The sequence below is a fragment of the Paraburkholderia mimosarum LMG 23256 = NBRC 106338 genome, from assembly GCF_000739815.1.
GTDB lineage: Bacteria > Pseudomonadota > Gammaproteobacteria > Burkholderiales > Burkholderiaceae > Paraburkholderia > Paraburkholderia mimosarum.
The window spans coordinates 1-19235 of sequence record NZ_BBJJ01000011.1 but is presented as its reverse complement, the minus strand read 5'-3'; the positions used below and the strand labels follow the sequence as shown (position 1 = coordinate 19235).

16 protein-coding genes and 1 tRNA gene are annotated in these 19235 nt (G+C 64.0%); 6 read left to right on the top strand and 11 right to left on the bottom strand.

Annotated features, from left to right (window positions below):
* Nucleotides 1–282: 282 nt before the first annotated feature.
* The 4 genes from glmM to BMI01S_RS11555 form a co-directional block, all read right to left on the bottom strand.
* Entirely contained in the window at nucleotides 283–1635 is a 1353-nt protein-coding gene (gene glmM, locus BMI01S_RS11570; protein ID WP_028214486.1) for a phosphoglucosamine mutase, read from the bottom strand.
* A gap of 149 nt (nucleotides 1636–1784) precedes the next feature.
* Nucleotides 1785–2612 carry a dihydropteroate synthase gene (folP, locus tag BMI01S_RS11565; RefSeq protein ID WP_081716210.1) on the bottom strand — a complete coding sequence of 276 codons (828 nt, stop codon included), beginning with the start codon at nucleotides 2610–2612 and terminating at the stop codon, nucleotides 1785–1787.
* 201 nt (nucleotides 2613–2813) lie between these two features.
* A complete protein-coding gene (gene ftsH, locus BMI01S_RS11560) occupies nucleotides 2814–4700 on the bottom strand; it encodes an ATP-dependent zinc metalloprotease FtsH (protein WP_028214488.1) in 1887 nt (628 codons plus the stop codon).
* Between the two features lie 191 nt (nucleotides 4701–4891).
* Entirely contained in the window at nucleotides 4892–5554 is a 663-nt protein-coding gene (locus tag BMI01S_RS11555) for an RlmE family RNA methyltransferase (protein ID WP_028214489.1), read from the bottom strand.
* A 271-nt stretch (nucleotides 5555–5825) separates the two neighbouring features.
* On the opposite strand from BMI01S_RS11555, the gene yhbY reads away from it, so the two are divergent.
* Nucleotides 5826–6371 carry a ribosome assembly RNA-binding protein YhbY gene (yhbY, locus tag BMI01S_RS11550; protein ID WP_028214490.1) on the top strand — a complete coding sequence of 182 codons (546 nt, stop codon included), beginning with the start codon at nucleotides 5826–5828 and terminating at the stop codon, nucleotides 6369–6371.
* 55 nt (nucleotides 6372–6426) lie between these two features.
* On the opposite strand, the gene BMI01S_RS11545 is transcribed toward yhbY, so the two are convergent.
* The 6 genes from BMI01S_RS11545 to gloB all read right to left on the bottom strand — a co-directional run bounded on the left by BMI01S_RS11545 (nucleotide 6427) and on the right by gloB (nucleotide 15435).
* Nucleotides 6427–6888 carry a DUF4149 domain-containing protein gene (locus BMI01S_RS11545; RefSeq protein ID WP_042289261.1) on the bottom strand — a complete coding sequence of 154 codons (462 nt, stop codon included), beginning with the start codon at nucleotides 6886–6888 and terminating at the stop codon, nucleotides 6427–6429.
* 85 nt (nucleotides 6889–6973) lie between these two features.
* A complete protein-coding gene (gene greA, locus BMI01S_RS11540) occupies nucleotides 6974–7450 on the bottom strand; it encodes a transcription elongation factor GreA (RefSeq protein ID WP_028214492.1) in 477 nt (158 codons plus the stop codon).
* A 215-nt stretch (nucleotides 7451–7665) separates the two neighbouring features.
* Nucleotides 7666–10920, bottom strand: a complete 3255-nt coding sequence (gene carB / locus BMI01S_RS11535; protein ID WP_028214493.1) for a carbamoyl-phosphate synthase large subunit — start codon at nucleotides 10918–10920, stop codon at nucleotides 7666–7668.
* Nucleotides 10921–11065: 145 nt separating this feature from the next.
* Nucleotides 11066–12202: a glutamine-hydrolyzing carbamoyl-phosphate synthase small subunit gene (gene carA, locus BMI01S_RS11530; RefSeq protein ID WP_028214494.1), complete on the bottom strand. Its 1137-nt coding sequence runs from the start codon at nucleotides 12200–12202 to the stop codon at nucleotides 11066–11068.
* A 577-nt stretch (nucleotides 12203–12779) separates the two neighbouring features.
* Nucleotides 12780–14423, bottom strand: a complete 1644-nt coding sequence (locus BMI01S_RS11525) for a transglycosylase SLT domain-containing protein (RefSeq protein ID WP_028214495.1) — start codon at nucleotides 14421–14423, stop codon at nucleotides 12780–12782.
* Nucleotides 14424–14577: 154 nt separating this feature from the next.
* Entirely contained in the window at nucleotides 14578–15435 is an 858-nt protein-coding gene (gene gloB, locus BMI01S_RS11520; RefSeq protein ID WP_042289248.1) for a hydroxyacylglutathione hydrolase, read from the bottom strand.
* Between the two features lie 20 nt (nucleotides 15436–15455).
* Here gloB and BMI01S_RS11515 point away from each other — a divergent pair, with 20 nt between their 5' ends.
* The 5 genes from BMI01S_RS11515 (at nucleotide 15456) to BMI01S_RS11495 (ending at nucleotide 18603) form a co-directional block, all read left to right on the top strand.
* Entirely contained in the window at nucleotides 15456–16382 is a 927-nt protein-coding gene (locus tag BMI01S_RS11515) for a class I SAM-dependent methyltransferase (protein ID WP_028214497.1), read from the top strand.
* The gene (rnhA, locus tag BMI01S_RS11510; RefSeq protein ID WP_028214498.1) at nucleotides 16379–16828 is read left to right on the top strand and encodes a ribonuclease HI; all 450 of its coding nucleotides are present in this window, start codon (nucleotides 16379–16381) and stop codon (nucleotides 16826–16828) included. Before BMI01S_RS11515 ends, rnhA begins: the two co-directional genes overlap by 4 nt.
* Before the next feature lie 46 nt (nucleotides 16829–16874).
* A complete protein-coding gene (dnaQ, locus tag BMI01S_RS11505; RefSeq protein ID WP_028214499.1) occupies nucleotides 16875–17621 on the top strand; it encodes a DNA polymerase III subunit epsilon in 747 nt (248 codons plus the stop codon).
* 49 nt (nucleotides 17622–17670) lie between these two features.
* Nucleotides 17671–17745 (top strand) — tRNA-Val (locus BMI01S_RS11500).
* Between the two features lie 345 nt (nucleotides 17746–18090).
* Nucleotides 18091–18603, top strand: coding sequence for a hypothetical protein (locus BMI01S_RS11495; protein WP_028214500.1), 513 nt, complete (start codon nucleotides 18091–18093; stop codon nucleotides 18601–18603).
* 43 nt (nucleotides 18604–18646) lie between these two features.
* On the opposite strand, the gene BMI01S_RS11490 is transcribed toward BMI01S_RS11495, so the two are convergent.
* Complete coding sequence (locus BMI01S_RS11490) at nucleotides 18647–19087, bottom strand: hypothetical protein (protein WP_028231700.1); 441 nt, start codon at nucleotides 19085–19087, stop codon at nucleotides 18647–18649.
* Between the last annotated feature and the right edge of the window lie 148 nt (nucleotides 19088–19235).

Sequence of the window (19235 nt, the reverse complement as noted above, 5' to 3'; positions counted from 1 at the left end):
GGGGGATGGCGCGAAGAATGCGCGCTTACCGGCAATTGCGGCGAGGCCTGCAAGGAGAGTGACAGCAGTGAAGGCCGCCCGGCGGGGCTTTCGTGTCAGTCGGGAAATCGTCGGAAGTTTTCGAGGAATCCCTCGAATAATGTTAGCGAACGATGTTTTTTATGTTTTAAACGTTTGCCCGAATCTGCGTGTCATCGAAAAAAAACACGGAAAAAACGCGCGCATGCCGTTCCAGCATCGCGCGCGTGGGATCGGTATGCGATCGGCCAGCCTGGCTGACGATCACGCGATAGCACGCTTGACCACGCCTGCGATCGCCTCGGCGTAGTGCACCACGTCGCGCTCCTCGCGGGCCTCTACCATCACGCGCAGCACCGGCTCCGTGCCCGAGGCGCGGATCAGTACGCGGCCCTTGCCCTTCAGTTCCGCCTCGGCGGAGGCGATCGACTGCTGGATCGCGGCGTTGCCTTTCCAGTCGGCGCCCTGCGCAATGCGCACGTTGATGAGCTTCTGGGGGAACAGCGTCACGCCGTCGAGCAGTTGCGCCAAAGTCTGGCCGCTGCGCTTCATCGCGGCGAGCACGAGCAGCGCAGAGACGATGCCGTCGCCGGTCGTGTGGCGATCGAGCGAGAGAATATGGCCCGAGCCTTCCGCGCCCAGTTGCCAGCCGTGCTCGCGCAGTTGCTCCAGCACGTAGCGGTCACCCACATTCGCCCGCACGAACTGCACGCCGAGGCGCGCGAGCGCCTGCTCGACCGAGAGATTGGTCATGAGCGTGCCCACCGCGCCTTCCACCTTGCCGTCGGTCGCGATGCGGTCCTTCACGAGCACGTAGAGCAGTTCGTCGCCGTTGTAGAGGCGCCCTTGTGCATCCACGACTTGAAGACGGTCGGCGTCGCCATCGAGCGCGATGCCGAGGTTGGCGTGATTCGCGCGCACCGCGCGCACGAGCGCGTCGGGCGAGGTCGCACCCACGCCGTCGTTGATGTTGAAGCCGTTCGGCGACACCCCGATCGGAATGACATCCGCGCCCAGTTCGTGGAACACGTGCGGCGCAATGTCATACGCCGCGCCGTTGGCACAGTCGATCACGAGCTTCAGACCGCGCAGATTGAACGCCTGCGGGAACGTGCTCTTGCAGAACTCGATGTAGCGCCCGCCCGCGTCGTCGAGCCGTCGCGCGCGGCCAAGCTGCTCGGAAGGCGCGCAGTCCAGCGGCTGCTCGAGTTGCTCCTCGATCTGCGTCTCGACCTCGTCGGGCAGCTTGTTGCCGTCCGCGGAGAAGAACTTGATGCCGTTGTCGTAATAGGGATTGTGCGATGCGCTGATCACGACGCCCGCGGCAAGCCGCAGCGCACGTGTGAGATAGGCAATGCCGGGCGTCGTCATCGGGCCGGCCAGCATCACGTCGACGCCAGCGGCCGAAAGCCCCGCTTCCAGCGACGCCTCGAGCATATAGCCCGAAATGCGCGTGTCCTTGCCGATCAGCACGGACGGACGCGGCCCCGAAGCCGCCGCCGAACCCGCGAGCACCTTGCCCGCGGCGTAGCCAAGGCGCAGCACGAAGTCAGGCGTGATCGGCGCCTCGCCGACCTTGCCGCGTACCCCATCAGTTCCGAAATAACGACGTCCCATTTTTCTATCCCTCGGTTTGGTGCTGTCTTGTACTGTACGTAGCCACCGTGACATGCGCCGGTGCGCTCAGGTGCGCTCTGGTGCGCTCAGGTGCGCCCTGGTGCGCCCTGGTGCATTTGGCGCCGGCAAGCGTCTATCCGGTCAGTGGCTCAACCTCGCCCGGCCGGCGCGCCGGCGCCCATCGCATTGCGCATCGCTGCCCAGACCTTGAGGGCATCCACAGTGGGCGCGACGTCGTGTACGCGGATGATTGCCGCGCCCCGCTCTGCCGCGCACACGGCTGCCGCCACGCTCGCCGCCACCCGCTCGCTCGCGGGTCGGTTCACGAGTGCGCCCAGCATCGATTTGCGCGACATGCCGGCGAGTATCGGATACGGCGCCTTGCCGCTCGGGACCTCGGGCGCCGTCTCGGGCAGGTGCGCGAGCAGCGCGTAATTGTGCTCCACCACCGACTTGCCGAAGCCAAAGCCCGGATCCACGCTGATCCGCGCCTTCGCCACGCCCGCCGCTTCGAGTTCGGCGCAACGCTGCTCGAGAAATTCGCGCACCTCGCGCACGACGTCCGCATAGTTGGGCTCGGACACCTGCATCGTCTGCGGCTCGCCCAGCATGTGCATCACGCACAATCCGCAGTCGCTGCCGCGTATGGCTTCGATCGCGCCGGGCATCCGGAAGCCCCAGATGTCGTTGATCATGTCCGCGCCGGCCGCGAGCGCCGCGCGCATGACCTCGGGCTTGTACGTGTCGATGGAGAGCGGCACGTTCGCGGCCTTGAGCTTCTCCACGAGCGGAATCACGCGCGCGAGTTCCTCGTCGAGCGGTACCGGAGGCGCCCCCGGCCGCGTCGATTCGCCGCCAATATCGATGATGTCGACGCCGTCGAGCATCATCTGCTCGGCGCGGCGCAGCGCGTCACCGAAAGCGAGATAGCGGCCGCCATCGGAAAACGAGTCCGGCGTGGCATTGAGGATGCCCATGACGAGCGGACGTTCGAAAGTCAGCGTGAAGCGGCCGCACGCGAGCGGTTCGGGTGGAAGATTACCCTGCGAGATGATGTTGGGCACGTCAAGAAACGTCAGAAGTGTAACGGGATGTGGTGGGCCGGCATGCCGCGCGCACCAGAAATGCAAAGGGCCGGTGTGAACATCACACCGGCCCGCAACTTTACTCGATAAGGATCACGCCGGTGCGGTGGCACTACCCGGCTTGACCTCGGTGCCCGGGCTACCGCCCGACGACGCGTCGCCCGGCGACGGCGTGCTCTTCGGCGAGCGCGGCGGACGGCCGGCCATGATGTCGTTGATCTGCTCGGCGTCGATCGTTTCCCACTCCATGAGCGCGGCGGTCATGGCTTCGACCTTGTCGCGGTTCTCGTCGAGCAGACGCTTCGCGAGGTTGTACTGCTCGTCGAGCACCCGGCGGATTTCCGCGTCGACCTTCTGCTGCGTGGCTTCCGAAATCGCGCGCGTGAAGCCCTTGCCGAACGGACCGCTGTCACTGTCGTCGTCGGCGTAGACCATCGGTCCGAGCGCGTCGGTCATGCCGAAACGCGTGACCATTGCGCGAGCCGTTTGCGTCGCCTTGTTGAAGTCGTCGGACGCGCCCGTGCTGATCAGGTTCATGAACAGCTCTTCCGCCACACGGCCGCCGAACAGGATAGCCAGACGATCCAGCAGATAGTCCTTCGAGTAGGTCTCGTTGTCGTGTTCGGGCAGCTGCCACGTCACGCCCAGCGCACGGCCGCGCGGAATGATCGTGACCTTGTGCACCGGATCGGCCTTCGGCAGCAGCTTCGCGATGACCGCATGGCCCGACTCGTGATATGCCGTGGCGCGCTTCGCCTCTTCGCGGATCACGGCCGACTTGCGCTCCGGACCCATGAAGATCTTGTCCTTCGCGTCCTCGAAATCCTGCATCTCGACGATGCGCTTGCCGCGGCGCGCCGCGAAGAGCGCAGCTTCGTTCACCAGGTTGGCGAGGTCGGCGCCCGAGAAGCCCGGCGTGCCGCGCGCGATGACGGCTGCGTCTACGTCGTTGGCGATCGGCACCTTGCGCAGGTGCACCTTCATGATCTGCTCGCGGCCACGAATGTCCGGGAGGCCGACATAAACCTGACGGTCGAAACGGCCCGGACGCAGCAGCGCCTTGTCGAGCACGTCCGAACGGTTGGTTGCCGCGATCACGATGACGCCCGAGTTCGCCTCGAAGCCGTCCATCTCCACCAGCATCTGGTTCAGCGTCTGCTCGCGCTCGTCGTTGCCGCCGCCCATGCCGGCGCCGCGATGGCGGCCGACCGCGTCGATTTCGTCGATGAACACGATGCACGGTGCATGCTTCTTGGCCTGTTCGAACATGTCGCGCACGCGGGCCGCGCCCACGCCGACGAACATTTCGACGAAGTCGGAACCCGAGATGCTGAAGAACGGCACCTTCGCCTCGCCGGCAATGGCACGTGCCAGCAGCGTCTTACCGGTGCCCGGAGGGCCGACCAGCAGCACGCCGCGCGGGATGCGCCCGCCCAGCTTCTGGAACTTTTGCGGATCGCGCAGGAAGTCGACGAGCTCGGACACTTCTTCCTTGGCTTCGTCGCAGCCCGCGACGTCGGAGAAGTTGACGGCGTTGTTGTTCTCGTCGATCAGGCGGGCGCGCGATTTACCAAACGAAAACGCCCCGCCTTTGCCGCCCCCCTGCATCTGTCTCATCATGTAGAACCAGAACACGATGATGAGGATGGTTGGCCCGAGGTAGTACAACGCGGAGACGAGCGCGTTCGGCTCTTCATCGGCCTTGCCGCTCACCTGCACGCCATATTTCATCAGGTCGCCGACCATCCAGATGTCGCCCGGGGAGACGATCTGGTATTTCTGGCCATCAGCCGGAGTGACCGTGAGGTTCCGCCCCTGCACCACGACGCTCTTGACCTTGCCGTTTCTCGCGTCGTCCATGAACTGCGAATAGGAAACGCCTTCCTGGACACGGGGCTTGTCGAACTGCTTGAACACCGTAAACAGCACCAGTGCGATTACCAGCCACACCGCTGCCTTCGAAAACATGTTGTTGTTCAAAGCACCACTCCTTCACTCATAGATGGGCGCCTACATTCGCCTTGCGACACCATCAAAGCATTCTAATCCAGTACAAGGCCCCCTGCCATAAGGTTTCACTACCGCAGGAATAGCCTCGGCGCCTTGCCCTGACTGCGTCTTGCACGCGTCTGACAGTCGGTTTCGCGTTATGTACCGCAATCGCGCCCTGTTTAACGGGGGCGCTTCAAGTGTTTACCCAATATAAACGTTTCGGACGATTTGTCGCGCGACGCCTTCGGTTTGCGCGCGGCTACGACCTTGAACTGTTGCTTGAACTTCTCGACGATCTGGCTGTAACCGCTGCCGTGGAAACATTTGACTAAAAGGGCCCCTTCGGACTTCAGATGATTCTGCGAAAACTCGAGCGCAAGGTCGCACACGTGTTCGATCCGTGCCGCGTCGGCCGACGCGACCCCCGAGAGATTGGGCGCCATGTCCGAAATTACAAGATCGACCGGGCGGCCACCCACCAATTCTTCGAGTTGCGCAAGCACGTCGTCTTCGCGAAAGTCGCCTTGCAGGAACTGGACGTCGGCGATGGGTTCCATCGGCAGAATGTCGAGCGCGATGATCGTGCCGTCGATCCCGCCCTGCCGCTGCTCGTCGCGCTTCACGCCCACCGCGAGCTTGTTGCGCGCGTACTGGCTCCAGCTTCCCGGCGCCGCCCCGAGGTCCACGATCACCATGCCAGGGCGGATCAGTTTGTCCTGCTCGTCGATTTCCTTGAGCTTGTACGCGGCGCGGGCGCGATAGCCCTCCCGCTGCGCCATTTTCACGTAAGGGTCGTTGATATGGTCGTGCAGCCACGACTGGTTGAAGCGATTTTTTGCCATTAAAGATGAACTCTTGCTGCGTGATTCCGCGCTTTTAGCGGATAATACGCGTTTAATTCGTGCGGCCGTCGCGGCTCGCCTTGCCGGATGATCGTTGCTCCGGCAACCCAAGTGCCCGCGCCCTGCCGTTTCCCCACGGTTTTCCGTTGTTCCGACGCGCTTGCCCGCCAGCGGCCCGCCATCCGCGGACCGCGTCCGGTCCGTACAGGCTGCCAATCCTTGCCTGCCGACCCGCGCGGCGCCGTCATTTTAGTCGAGTCTGCCACATCCCATGCCCGCCCTCTCTCTTTCCGCCGAACAGCGCTCCGAACTGCGCTCCCAGGCTCATGCGCTCAAACCGGTCGTGCTCATCGGCGCCGAGGGACTGACCGACGCCGTGATCAAGGAAATCCAGGTTCACCTCGACGCGCACCAGCTCATCAAGGTGCGCGTGTTCGGCGACGAGCGCGAGGAGCGCATCGCGATCTACGAAGAGATCTGCGACCGTCTGGGCGCCGCCCCGATCCAGCACATCGGCAAGCTGCTCGTCATCTACAGGCCCGAGCAAGCCAGCGCGAAGACCACTACCGCGCGCGCGGGCGCACGCGGCACCGTGTCGCGCCCGTCCGCCGACGTGCCGAGCGCGCGCGAGGCAGGCAAGCGCGGTGCTGCGCCGCGCGTCGTGAAGGTCGTCAAGCCCAGCGAGAACCCGATGCGCAAGCCGAAGGCACAAAAGCTGACGGTGAAAGGCAACGAGCGCGTGACGCAAGGCGGCAACATCAAGCGCGCCAAGAAGCGCCAGACCAGCTCCAAGCGCGTCCATCAGGGTTCGAAGTAAAAAGCGCGGCCTTCGAGCCGCGCTTTTTTTCGCCTGACGCAGCGTTCGGGCGCGTTCAGCGCGGGGCGGCTTCCGGGCGCTGCGGCAGCGTACCGCGCGCCGAAGGCAGCAGCCAGACGAGCCAGGCGCCAAGCAGGCTCTGCACCAGATAGAACACGCTCGATACGCCGTGCAGCAAGCCAAAGCGGCTCGCATACGGCGAACTGGCGACATCCATGCCCGCGCTCATCGCCTGTACGCGCAACGCGTTCATGAACGGCTGCAGCGCGAAATAACCGATCAGCACGCACAGCAGCATCGCGGCCAGAATCCAGCGCAGCCGGCGATAGCCCAGCATGCCACGGCGCGCGAGCACGTTCGCGAGACCGAGCAGCAGCACGCCGCACACTACGCCGACCATGCCTTCGAGACGAAAGAGCTGTGCGGCGATGTCGCCGGCCACCGCCCTTTCGAGCGAGGCGAACAGCACGGGCGCGACGGCATAGCCGATGGTCAGCTGGCTGCCGACCCACAGCATGGCCAGCAGCCCGAAAAGCCGGTGCGGAACGAGCGAAACGGGCGTGGCGGAACCCACGTGGCTTGCGGTACTCACGTCGGCGTCCTCAGACGTAGCGAACCTCGATGACCTCGTACTCGCGCACGCCGCCCGGCGCCTGCACTTCGGCGACGTCGCCTTCGGACTTGCCGATGAGCGCGCGCGCAATGGGCGAGCTGACCGAGATCAGACCGTGCTCGAGGTCGGCCTCGTCGTCGCCGACGATCTGGTAGGTCACCGTCTTGCCCGAATCGAGGTCTTCGAGAGCCACCGTCGAGCCGAACACGATGCGGCCGTCGGCCTCGAGCGTGGACGGGTCGATGATCTGCGCGGCCGCCAGCTTCGACTCGATTTCTGCGATCCGGCCTTCGATGAAGCCCTGCTTTTCTTTCGCGGCGTCGTATTCCGCGTTTTCCGACAGATCGCCTTGCGCACGGGCTTCGGCGATCGAATTGATCACCGCCGGACGCTCGACGGACTTCAGGCGCTGCAGTTCTCCGCGAAGTTGGTCTGCGCCGCGCTTGGTCAAGGGAATCGTGCTCATAAACAACTCGTCTGGCCAGTTAGGCCCTCAATGAAGCCGCGCCACGCGCGCCTGCGCGCATAGTGCGGCCATAAAAAAATTCCGCGGTTAAGTGCATCCCGCGAGGGCGGCTGCGCGGTCTGGCGCAGCCTGGAAACCCTGTGGGGACGCCGCTTAACCGCGGCACATTCAGCTTTTTAGCCTGCCTCGTCAATCTTGGACAGACAATTGAAGCCTTAGTTTAGGCGAGCATGGAGGCCTTGTAAATCATAGACTTCCAGGTTCTTCAGGTAGCGCAGCCCCTCGACGGCCGCACGTGCGCCCGACATCGTCGTGTAATAGGTGACCTTGTTGGCCTGCGCGCTCATGCGAATCGAACGCGAATCGGCAATCGCCGCGCGCGTTTCGTCGACGGTCGTGATGACGAGCGAAATCTCGCCGTTCTTGATCATGTCGACGATGTGCGGACGGCCGTCCTTCACCTTGTTGACGACCTTGACCGGCACGCCGGCCGCATCGATGGCGGCGGCGGTGCCGCGCGTGGCGACGAGCCCGTAGCCGAGCTCGTGCAGCATGCGTGCGACTTCAACGGCCTTGGGCTTGTCCGCGTCCATCACGGTGATGAAGACGGTGCCCGATTCCGGCAGGCGCGAGCCCGCGGCAAGCTGCGACTTGAAGAGCGCTTCGCCGAACGTCTTGCCCACGCCCATCACTTCGCCGGTCGAACGCATTTCGGGTCCGAGCACCGGATCGACGGTCGGGAACTTCACGAACGGAAACACCGCTTCCTTCACGCTGAAGTACGGCGGCTCGACTTCCTTCGTCACGCCCTGCTGCGCCAGCTTCTGGCCGACCATTGCGCGCGCCGCGATCTTCGCGAGCGGCAGGCTCGTTGCCTTCGAGACGTACGGCACCGTACGCGACGCGCGCGGGTTCACTTCCAGCACGTAGATGACATCCTTCTTCGAGCCATCGTCCTGCGGCACCTGCTGGATCGCGAACTGCACGTTCATCAGGCCGACCACGTTCAACGCCTTCGCCATTGCGGCGGTCTGGCGCTTGAGTTCGGCGATCGTCTCCGTCGAGAGCGAGTACGGCGGCAGCGAGCACGCCGAATCGCCCGAGTGGACACCCGCCTGCTCGATGTGCTCCATCACGCCGCCGATGAACACGGCTTCGCCATCGGAGATGCAGTCCACATCGCATTCGATCGCATCGTTGAGGAAGCGGTCGAGCAGCACCGGCGAATCGTTCGACACCTTGACGGCCTCGCGCATGTAGCGCTCGAGATCGCGCGGCTCGTGGACGATTTCCATCGCGCGGCCGCCCAGCACGTACGACGGACGCACGACGAGCGGATAGCCGATTTCGTCGGCGAGCTTGAGCGCTTCGTCTTCGGCCCGCGCGGTGCGGTTGGGCGGCTGGCGCAGGTTCAGGTCCTGCAGCAGCTTCTGGAAGCGCTCGCGGTCTTCGGCCGCGTCGATCATGTCGGGCGACGTGCCGACGATGGGCACGCCGTTCGCCTCGAGGTCGAGCGCGAGCTTCAGCGGCGTCTGGCCGCCGTACTGCACGATCACGCCAAGCGGCTTTTCCAGATCGACGATTTCGAGCACGTCTTCGAGCGTCACCGGCTCGAAGTACAGGCGGTCGGACGTGTCGTAGTCGGTCGAAACGGTTTCGGGGTTGCAGTTGACCATGATCGTTTCGTAGCCGTCTTCGCGCATGGCGAGCGCGGCATGAACGCAGCAGTAGTCGAACTCGATACCCTGGCCGATCCGGTTCGGACCGCCGCCCAGCACCATGATCTTCTTGTTGTTCGTGGGGCTTGCCTCGCACTCGTCCTCATAGGTCGAGTACATGTAGGCCGTCTTCGTCGCGAACTCGGCTGCGCAGGTGTCTACGCGCTTGTAGACGGGGCGCACGTTCAGTTCGATGCGGCGGCGGCGCACGTCGGCGGCGTTGCTGCCGAGCAGCTTCGCGAGACGGCGATCCGAGAAGCCGCTCTGCTTGAGATAGCGCAGTTCGTCCTTCGAGAGGCTTTCGAGCGTGCGGCCGCGAGCCGCTTCTTCCTTCCTGATGATCTCTTCGATCTGCGCGAGGAACCACGGGTCGATCGCGGTTTCTTCGAAGATCTCTTCGCGCGTCATGCCCACGCGGAACGCGTCGCCCACGTACCAGATGCGGTCCGGACCGGCTTCGCCGATCTCGCGGATGATTTCGTCGCGGCTCGTGGTCTTTTCGTCCAGCCCGTCCACGCCGACTTCGAGGCCGCGCAGCGCCTTCTGGAACGACTCCTGGAAGGTGCGGCCGATGGCCATGACTTCGCCCACGGACTTCATCTGCGTGGTGAGGCGCGGGTCGGCTTCACGGAACTTCTCGAACGCGAAGCGCGGAATCTTCGTGACCACATAGTCGATGGTCGGCTCGAACGAAGCCGGCGTCTGGCCGCCCGTGATTTCGTTCTTCAGCTCGTCGAGCGTATAGCCCACAGCCAGCTTGGCCGCGACCTTGGCGATCGGGAAGCCCGTGGCCTTCGAAGCGAGGGCCGACGAACGCGACACGCGCGGGTTCATTTCGATCACGATCATGCGGCCGGTGCGCGGATCGATCGAGAACTGCACGTTCGAACCGCCGGTATCCACGCCGATCTCGCGCAGGACTGCCAGCGACGCGTCGCGCAGGATCTGGTATTCCTTGTCGGTGAGCGTCTGCGCCGGCGCGACCGTGATCGAGTCGCCGGTGTGGATGCCCATCGGGTCGAGGTTCTCGATCGAGCAGACGATGATGCAGTTGTCCGCCTTGTCGCGGACGACTTCCATCTCATATTCCTTCCAGCCGAGCAGCGACTCTTCGATCAGCAGCTCGCGCGTGGGCGAAAGGTCGAGGCCGCGTTTGCAGATCTCCTCGAACTCTTCGCGGTTGTACGCGATGCCGCCGCCCGAGCCGCCCAGCGTGAACGACGGACGGATCACGACGGGATAACCGCCCGTGCCGGTCGCCGCGGCGATTTCGGCGTGAACCTTGAGCGCCTCTTCCATCGAGTGCGCGACGCCCGACTTCGCCGAGCCAAGGCCGATCTTCGTCATCGCGTCCTTGAACTTCTGACGGTCTTCGGCCTTGTCGATGGCTTCCGGCGACGCGCCGATCAGCTCGACGCCGTACTTCTGCAGCACGCCGTGGTGGTGCAGGTCGAGCGCGCAGTTCAGCGCGGTCTGGCCGCCCATCGTCGGCAGGATCGCGTCGGGGCGCTCCTTCTCGATGATGCGCTCCACCACTTCCCATGTGATCGGCTCGATGTAGGTGACGTCGGCCGTGTTCGGGTCGGTCATGATCGTCGCCGGATTGCTGTTGACGAGGATGACCTTGTAGCCTTCTTCACGCAGCGCCTTGCATGCCTGCGCGCCCGAATAATCGAACTCGCACGCCTGGCCGATGATGATCGGACCCGCGCCGATGATGAGAATGCTCTTGATGTCTGTCCGCTTGGGCATAACGCTCTCGCTAAATATTCCTGTGTCTTTTACGTCCTGCGGCGCGCGCTTCGCTTGCCGCTCGCCGCCGGGTACGCGCGTGGGCCGATCTTGAGTTCGGCTCGCTGCGCACCCTGCTCTGTTCGTTCCCGCCTGTGCGCCGCGCTTACGCCTTCGCCTTGTCCATCAGCGCGGTGAAGCGGTCGAACAAATAGCCGATGTCGTGCGGGCCGGGCGACGCTTCCGGGTGTCCCTGGAAGCAGAACGCGGGCTTGTCGGTCAGCTCGAAGCCTTGCAGCGTGCCGTCGAACAGCGAGACGTGCGTGACGCGTGCGTTGGCGGGCAGCGTGTCGGCATCCACTGCGAAGCCGTGGTTCTGCGACGTGATGACGACGCGGCCGTCACCGAGATCCTTGACCGGATGGTTCGCGCCGTGGTGACCCGTCTTCATCTTCATGGTTTTCGCGCCCACGGCGAGGCCCATGATCTGGTGGCCGAGACAGATGCCGAAGGTCGGGATGCCGCGAGCGATGAACGCCTGCGTGGCCTTGATCGCGTAGTCGCACGGCTCCGGGTCGCCGGGACCGTTGGAGAGGAACACGCCGTCCGGGTTCAGCGCGAACGCGTCTTCAGCCGTGGCCTGCGCCGGCAGCACCGTGACGTCGCAGCCGCGCTCGGCCAGCATGCGCAGGATGTTCTGCTTCACGCCGAAGTCGAACGCGACGACCTTGTACTTCGGCGCCGACTGCGTGCGGTAGCCTTCGCCCAGACGCCACTCGGTCGTATTCCACGGGTAGGGCTTTGCGGTCGAGACGACCTTGGCGAGATCCATACCCGCGAGGCCCGGGAACGAGCGCGCGAGTTCGATGGCACGGGCTTCGTCGTCCGAACCGGCGAGGATCGCGCCGTTCTGCGCGCCCTTGTCGCGCAGAATACGGGTGAGCTTGCGCGTGTCGATGCCGGCGATCGCCACCACGCCTTCGTCCTTCAGGTAGTCGCCGAGCGTGCGCTCCATGCGGAAGTTCGAGGCGAGCGTGGGCAGGTCGCGGATGATCAGACCGGCGGCATGGACTTTCGTGGCTTCGACGTCTTCGGCGTTGACGCCGACGTTGCCGATATGCGGGTACGTGAGGGTGACGATCTGGCGAGCGTAGCTCGGGTCAGTCAGGATTTCCTGATAACCGGTAATGGCCGTGTTGAACACGACTTCACCGATCGTATGACCCGGCGCGCCGATCGAGTAACCACGAAAGACCGTGCCGTCGGCGAGCGCGAGCAGAGCGGGAGAAAATGACGGCAACACGGGAGACTCCTTGGGGGGAGCACCCTGTGCCGACCTGTTATCCGACGTTGCGATCTTGCGACCTGGGAGCGGCTGCGGCGTCGGCATTCTGTGTCCACCTTCGTCGGGTAGATCTGGAATGCGCGCGCGGCTCGCTCGCTACGCGACTCTTCGTGCGGTCGGCCGTGGTGGCGCCGGGCCACGAGTTCGCGTTTTTGACGCAGGATCGGGCGGCAGCCGGCCAGTCGACGGTGAGGCGCGGGCGGCGGATGAACGGTTGGGAGGAGGTAGGCGCTAGGGTGCGGGTTGATAAGCTCAAACCTTGAAATTATAGCGCGAAAGTCACCTTTCCTTCAAATTCCAGGATGACGCCGACGATGGGGAGCACCCACGCGCTCACGCGTGCGGCCCTTTCCACTATAGCGGGCGGCGGCGCGGCGGCAAACAGGCGCTGCGCTTTTCGAATGCACACGCCGCAAATGAAAACGCCGTCACCTGGCGGGTTGACGGCGCTAAACGTAACAACACGGAGAAGTGATCGGAGCGAATACCCTGCGCTGCCCCCGCAACGCACGATTTGAGCACCCTTCGCTAGCCGCTATTGGACTTTGTGCTTCTGCGTATGGGTTTCGGCCTTCGGGCGGCTTGCCGCACCCTTCGACGCCTTGCTGGGCGCTGCGCTCGAGGCCTTTGCCTTGACAGGTTCGGAAACCTTGACGACCTCAGTGCGCGTGCGACCGTGCTTCTTATCGTAGCGCGACTTCGACCCAGTGTCTGTAACGCGGGTGCCGATTCGCTGCACGCCGCCACCAGAAACGTTCGTTGCCAGACGTTCAGGCCCCGGCTCGCTCGGCATTGCCTTGTTGACGGGCACGTGCAGCACGAGCACCTGGCCCGGTGCAACGTAGTCACGGCGGGTCTTGTTCCATGCCTTCAACTGTCCCAGTGACACGCCGTAGCGGCTCGCCACCGCTTCCATCGACTGCTTGCGGCGCACGCGGATCAACATCTTGCGCGTGTCGGGCACGTCCGGCTCCATGGCCAGCACGGCGCTCTCCGCGACGTCGGCGCTGATGTCCTCGTCGTCGCCGTCGTCGGTGCGCGGCACGACGAGCGTCGAGCCCGCCTTCAGGCGCATGCCAGCCGGAATCTTGTTCACCGACATGAGGGTGTCGGCGTCCACGCCGATCTTCTGCGCGAGCGCAGCCGGCGTCGTGCGTGCATCGGTCGTATAGACGGTCCACGAGGACAGCTGCCCCGAATACGCCTTCAGATTGCGCTCGAACGCGCTCGCGTTGTCGAACGGCAGCAGGATCTGCGGGTCGGTGGCACCGAGAATGACCGGCTTCTTGAACGACGGGTTGAGCGAGCGGAACTCGTCGGTCGTCATGTTCGCAAGCCTGGCGGCGACGTCCACGTCGATGTCGTGCGACGTCGTGACCGTGACGAAATAGGGGTGGTTCGGAATGGACGGCAGCGTGAGCCCGTATTGCTGCGCGTTCATCACGATGTTCTTGACCGCCTGGAGCTTGGGTACGTAATTGCGCGTTTCATTGGGCATGCGCAGGCTCTGGTAGTCCGTGGGCAAGCCCGCCGCCTGGTTGCGCGCGATGGCGCGCTGCACGTTGCCCTCGCCCCAGTTGTAGGCGGCCAGCGCGAGATACCAGTCGCCGAACATGTCGTGCAGACGCGAGAGATAGTCGAGGGCGGCACTGGTGGAGGCCAGCACGTCGCGGCGCTCGTCCTGCCACATGTTCTGCTTGAGGTTGTAGGTGCGGCCGGTGCCCGGCACGAACTGCCACATTCCGGCCGCCTTCGCGACCGACAGCGCCTGCGGGTTATACGCGGATTCGATGAACGGCAGCAGCGCGAGCTCGGTCGGCATGTGACGCGCCTCGAGTTCTTCGACGATGTGATAGAGGTACTTTTGCGAACGCTCGGTCATGCGCGCGACGTAGTCGGGCCGCTGGGCGTACCAGTTGGCGTTCATGTCGACGAGGTCGCTCTGCAGGTCGGGCATCTGGAAGCCGCGACGGATGCGCCCCCAGAGGTCGGCGTCGGGGCTCGTGAGTTGAGTGACGGAACCTTGATCGACGTTAATCGTTTCTTTCGCTGCTGAGGTCTTGCGAATGAGGTCGGCGTTGGCTTGGGCGTTGGCTGAGGCTTGAGAACTCGCAGACTGTCCCCCGCCCGCACAGGCGGCGAGCATGAGGACCAGCAGCGCACTGAGTATGAATCGCATGAAAATCTACATCCGCAAGGCTGGAATTTGCAGCCGATAGTACGGAACACACCCGCTTCCGTCAATCGGAATTATTCGGAAAAAAGCCGTGAAATCCGCAGCTTGGGTGCGATTCCACACGCTTGGGTTGAGCATACCCCCTCATTCCGGTCGGTCAGCGAAACCGGTTCTTCCATTCGCGCATCATGGCGAAAGCAGCCAGCCGGTCCGGCACCGCTTCGTGCAGTGCCTCGGCGAGCGCGGCTTGCACGGCCGCATCGCCCGCGCGCAGGAACGGATTGACGGCGCGCTCGTGCGCGATCGTCGTGGGCAAGGTCGGCACGCCGCGCTCGCGCAGCGCCGCCGCCTCGCGGCTCCAGTCGCGTAGATCGGCATTGCCGGGATCGCAGGCGAGCGCGAAGCGGATGTTCGACAGCGTGTATTCGTGTGCGCAATGCACGTGGGTGTTGCCGGGCAGTGCCGCCAACGCGTCGAGCGAGACGAGCATCTGCGCGGGCGTGCCCTCGAAGAGGCGGCCGCAGCCGCAGGCGAACAGCGTGTCGCCGCAGAACACATGGGGCGTGCCGGCGGCGACCGCCGCCTGGAAATACGCAATGTGGCCGCGCGTGTGGCCCGGCACGTCGATCACCGTGAAGTCGAGCGCGGGCGCGTCGAGATGGACGGCGTCGCCGCCCTTCACGCGCGTGACGAACGGATCGAGCGGGCCGAGCGCTTCGCCCGCCGGGCCGTATACGGGCACGCGGGGCACGCGGGGCACGCTGGCGTCGGCGAGCAAGTCGGCCACGCCGCCGACGTGGTCGTTGTGGTGATGCGTGAGTAAAATAGCGGCGAGCCGCCAGCCGCGTTTCGCGAGATATGCGCGAACCGGGGCGGCGTCGCCCGGGTCGACGGCGACGGCATTCTGGCCGTCCGAGACGACCCAGATGTAATTGTCTTCAAAAGCCGGAACCGGTACGTATTCGTGGGCAGCGCAGGCAGCGCCCGAACGCGCGTACTCAAGCGGACTCTTCATGGGGCGACGTATTCTTCGACATGACTGATCGATTGATTATAGACTGGCCCGCCTGGACCACATCGCCCGCTGGCAGTTACGTGCTAGGTTGGGAACAGGAGCAGCTAGATCGCGTGGTGTCGAACATATTCGGCTACCATGCGCTCCAGCTCGGCCTGCCGCAGCTCGACGCCCTGCGCGAAAACCGCATGCCGTGCCGCGGCCTCGTGCTCGACGCGGCCAGCGCCGCGAGCGCGCCCTACTCGATCCCCGGCGCACCGGGCCATGCACTCGAGAACGGCGCCGAACCGTTGCGTGGCGCGCCGGGCATACCCGAAACCAGCGGCACGCGCGCGGCCGGCACCACGGAAGCCCGCTTCCCGGCGGCGACAGGCGCCCCGCCGCTATACGCGCCCGCTGGCCGCAGCACGGTATGGTGCGACTACCTCGACCTGCCGTTCGAGGCGCAGAGCGTCGACCTGATCGTGATGCCGCACACGCTCGAATTCACGAGCGACCCGCACCGACTGCTGCGCGAAGCCGAACGGGTGCTGATGCCCGAGGGGCAATTGCTGATCGTCGGATTCAACTCGCTTTCGTTGTGGGGTGCGCGCCACTCTGCCGGAAAGCTGACTGGCCATCCGTTCCTGCCCGCGCGGCAGGACCTCATCGCCTTCACGCGCCTGAAGGACTGGATCAAGCTGCTCGGCTTCGAGCTTGAACGCGGGCGCTTTGGCTGCTATCGTCCGCCGCTCGCCACCGACCAGTGGCTCGGCCGCTACGGTTTCATGGAAGCCGCCGGCGACCGCTGGTGGCCCATTTTCGGCGCGATCTATATGGTGACGGCGATCAAGCGTGTGCGCGGCATGCGCCTCGTCGGGCCGCTGAAGGTCAAGAAACCGGTACTGGCGGCGAGCCTGAAGCCGGCCGCCACCACACCGTCACCCACTCGCAACAAGGACACATGAGCACACCCGATTTCGTCGAAATCTTCACGGACGGCGCCTGCAAAGGCAACCCCGGCCCCGGCGGCTGGGGCGCGCTGCTGCGCTTCGGCGCGCAGGAAAAGGAACTGTTCGGCGGCGAGGCCGGCACGACCAACAACCGCATGGAGCTGATGGCGGTGATCGCCGCGCTCGACGCGCTCAAGCGCCCATGCAGGGTGATCGTGCACACCGACTCGCAGTACGTGCAGAAAGGCATCAGTGAGTGGATTCACGGCTGGAAAAAGAAGAACTGGATGACGGCCGCCAAAACGCCGGTCAAGAACGACGATCTCTGGAAGCGCCTCGACGCGCTCGTCGCGCAGCACGAGATCGAGTGGCGCTGGGTGAAGGGCCATGCGGGCCACCCGGAGAACGAGCGTGCCGACGCGCTCGCGAACCGCGGCGTCGCCACGCTCGCCGAACTCTGAGACCGCACCGCACGCGGCTCCTCGACGCTTTCAAGACTGACAAAACATGCGCCAAATCATTCTCGATACCGAAACCACGGGCCTGAACGCCCGCACGGGCGACCGCATCATCGAAATCGGCTGCGTCGAGCTGGTGAACCGCCGGCTCACCGGCAACAACCTGCACTTCTACGTGAATCCGGAGCGCGACAGCGATCCGGGCGCACTCGCGGTGCACGGCCTCACGACCGAATTCCTCTCCGACAAGCCGAAGTTCGCCGAAGTCGCCGATGAAATCCTCGACTTCGTTCGCGACGCGGACATCATCATTCACAACGCGCCGTTCGACATCGGCTTTCTCGACGCGGAGCTCGCGCTGCTCGGCAAGCCGGCGTTCAAGGAGCATTGCGGCGAGGTGATCGACACGCTCGTGCAGGCCAAGCAGATCTTCCCCGGCAAGCGCAACTCGCTCGATGCCCTGTGCGACCGCTTCGGCATCAGTAACGCGCACCGCACGCTGCACGGCGCGCTGCTCGACTCGGAGTTGCTCGCCGAAGTCTATCTGGCGATGACGCGCGGCCAGGAGAGCCTCGTCATCGACATGCTGGGCGAGCACGCTGCGCCGGGCTCGGTCGCCGCGCCGCGCGTGCGGTTCGAGTCGATCGAGCTGCCGGTGATCCTGGCAAGCGACGAGGAAGTCTGCGCGCACAACGCCGTGCTCGATGAGCTCGACAAGGCGCTCAAAGGGACGTCCGTTTGGCGCACCGAGCCGGTCGCCGTCGAAGAAAATTCGGCCGATGTGCAAAATGCTTAAAGAAGGGCTTTACAGGATCTGAAATAGCCTGCATAATCTCAATCTCTTCGGGTGGTTAGCTCAGCGGTAGAGCACTGCCTTCACACGGCAGGGGTCACTGGTTCGATCCCAGTACTACCCACCAGAATTCCCTGGTGTTGGTAACGACAAACACCGAAGCGGAAAATCAAGGGCTTACGTTGAAAGACGTAAGCCCTTTTCCGTTTACGCGCGCATTTCTGAAAGTAGGAAATGTATCTTTTCCGTACGAGCCGCCCGATACGGAAATCTGTACGGCTAGTGCATGCGCGGCGCGGCCTTAGTCGCCTCCGAGAGTCCGCGAGCGCGCCTAAGACTCCGTGCGCAGGCGACCTGTCCGGCACCGCGCCGCGCGATCTACTATCACCCGCCTTCTAGCGGACGATTCGAAACTAGCCTATTTCCTGGCCCTTGTTATGTACAATTTGCAGATCCTCACGCGGAGACCAAAATGGCGGACGCAGACTGGACGGGCTACGTTGGGATGGCGACGGGAATATTCGGAGCGGTAACTGGCTTCCTAGGCTATCGGCGGGCCAACCAAATCAAGTCGTTGGACCTGCGGCTTGAACTCCGGAAGGTGCTGAGTGATGCCCACGACTCCCTTTCCTCTTTGCCAACACTGATTGAAGAGGCAAACGGCTCCCGCCATGCCGTGCTCGCGGCGAAGGGACTAGGCGGATCAGGCAACAAAATCGTGTGGGATGAAGCGGTGGCGGCAGACCGCGCGCAAATCGACAGAATTGCACCGAGCCTTCCGAGCGAAGGTGCAGACTTCTCTACACTTTCGTCAGAACACCTCGAAGCTGAAATAGTTGCCGCGCACAAGATCAAGACAAGCCTGTCAGGGATGGTCGCCAAGTATCGCGCCGCGCTCGCTGCTGATAGTGAAGACAGAAAGCAGATAGCTCACCAAGTCACGGCCATGACGGCTGCACGTATCGCTCAAGCCACGAAACCATAGAACCCCCACACTATTGATCGGATAGGCGGGCGTTTCGTTTTGCTCACCCACCCTTCGCCTTAGCCTTCTTCTGTGCGGCCTCTGTTTCGAGCGCGGCCTTCACCTTCGCTTTAAGAAGTTCCCGGTGCTTGCGGAACGCATCTTCCAGCGTGTAGTCCTTTTGTAACTCGCGCATGGTCGCCTTCCCTTCCGTATACAGCCACGAAAGGACCGGACGCATGCCGCCCGGATCGTCCTTTTCTTCAGTCTCGGTCCGGAAGCGGTGCGGCACGTTGACCTTAGGCGCCTTGAATCCGAAGCTGTACTGCTTCACGAGGTTCATGATTGCGGCCAACGCCTCGTGCGGCCGCAGCGCGCCCAAAACGTCCCGCACGTACCTGTCGATGTTCTGCGGAAAGGCTAACGAGTGCCACGCCTCCCCGTCCTTCACTTCGGTCAGCGCCAGTAACTCCGCAGGATGAATCGTGTCCAGACGGTCGAACATGCCGACCGCGCCATATACGGCGAAATGCCGCACCCGGTAACGATCATTCGCGGCTTGGACAGCGAAACCCACGCCCCGTCAGAAGTCATCACCTCCGTAAGCCGCAACAACTCTTGCAGCCGGATTGTTGCGGAGTCCCGCAAGGTGT

Excerpts from the sequence above, each read along its gene's own strand:
- glmM (WP_028214486.1), bottom strand. The coding sequence starts at position 1,635 with ATGGGACGTCGTTATTTCGGAACTGATGGGGTACGCGGCAAGGTCGGC.
- folP (WP_081716210.1), bottom strand. The coding sequence starts at position 2,612 with ATGGGCATCCTCAATGCCACGCCGGACTCGTTTTCCGATGGCGGCCGC.
- BMI01S_RS11555 (WP_028214489.1), bottom strand. The coding sequence starts at position 5,554 with ATGGCAAAAAATCGCTTCAACCAGTCGTGGCTGCACGACCATATCAAC.
- yhbY (WP_028214490.1), top strand. The coding sequence starts at position 5,826 with ATGCCCGCCCTCTCTCTTTCCGCCGAACAGCGCTCCGAACTGCGCTCC.
- BMI01S_RS11545 (WP_042289261.1), bottom strand. The coding sequence starts at position 6,888 with ATGCTGTGGGTCGGCAGCCAGCTGACCATCGGCTATGCCGTCGCGCCC.
- greA (WP_028214492.1), bottom strand. The coding sequence starts at position 7,450 with ATGAGCACGATTCCCTTGACCAAGCGCGGCGCAGACCAACTTCGCGGA.
- carB (WP_028214493.1), bottom strand. The coding sequence starts at position 10,920 with ATGCCCAAGCGGACAGACATCAAGAGCATTCTCATCATCGGCGCGGGT.
- BMI01S_RS11525 (WP_028214495.1), bottom strand. The coding sequence starts at position 14,423 with ATGCGATTCATACTCAGTGCGCTGCTGGTCCTCATGCTCGCCGCCTGT.
- gloB (WP_042289248.1), bottom strand. The coding sequence starts at position 15,435 with ATGAAGAGTCCGCTTGAGTACGCGCGTTCGGGCGCTGCCTGCGCTGCC.
- BMI01S_RS11515 (WP_028214497.1), top strand. The coding sequence starts at position 15,456 with ATGACTGATCGATTGATTATAGACTGGCCCGCCTGGACCACATCGCCC.
- rnhA (WP_028214498.1), top strand. The coding sequence starts at position 16,379 with ATGAGCACACCCGATTTCGTCGAAATCTTCACGGACGGCGCCTGCAAA.
- dnaQ (WP_028214499.1), top strand. The coding sequence starts at position 16,875 with ATGCGCCAAATCATTCTCGATACCGAAACCACGGGCCTGAACGCCCGC.
- BMI01S_RS11495 (WP_028214500.1), top strand. The coding sequence starts at position 18,091 with ATGGCGGACGCAGACTGGACGGGCTACGTTGGGATGGCGACGGGAATA.
- BMI01S_RS11490 (WP_028231700.1), bottom strand. The coding sequence starts at position 19,087 with ATGTTCGACCGTCTGGACACGATTCATCCTGCGGAGTTACTGGCGCTG.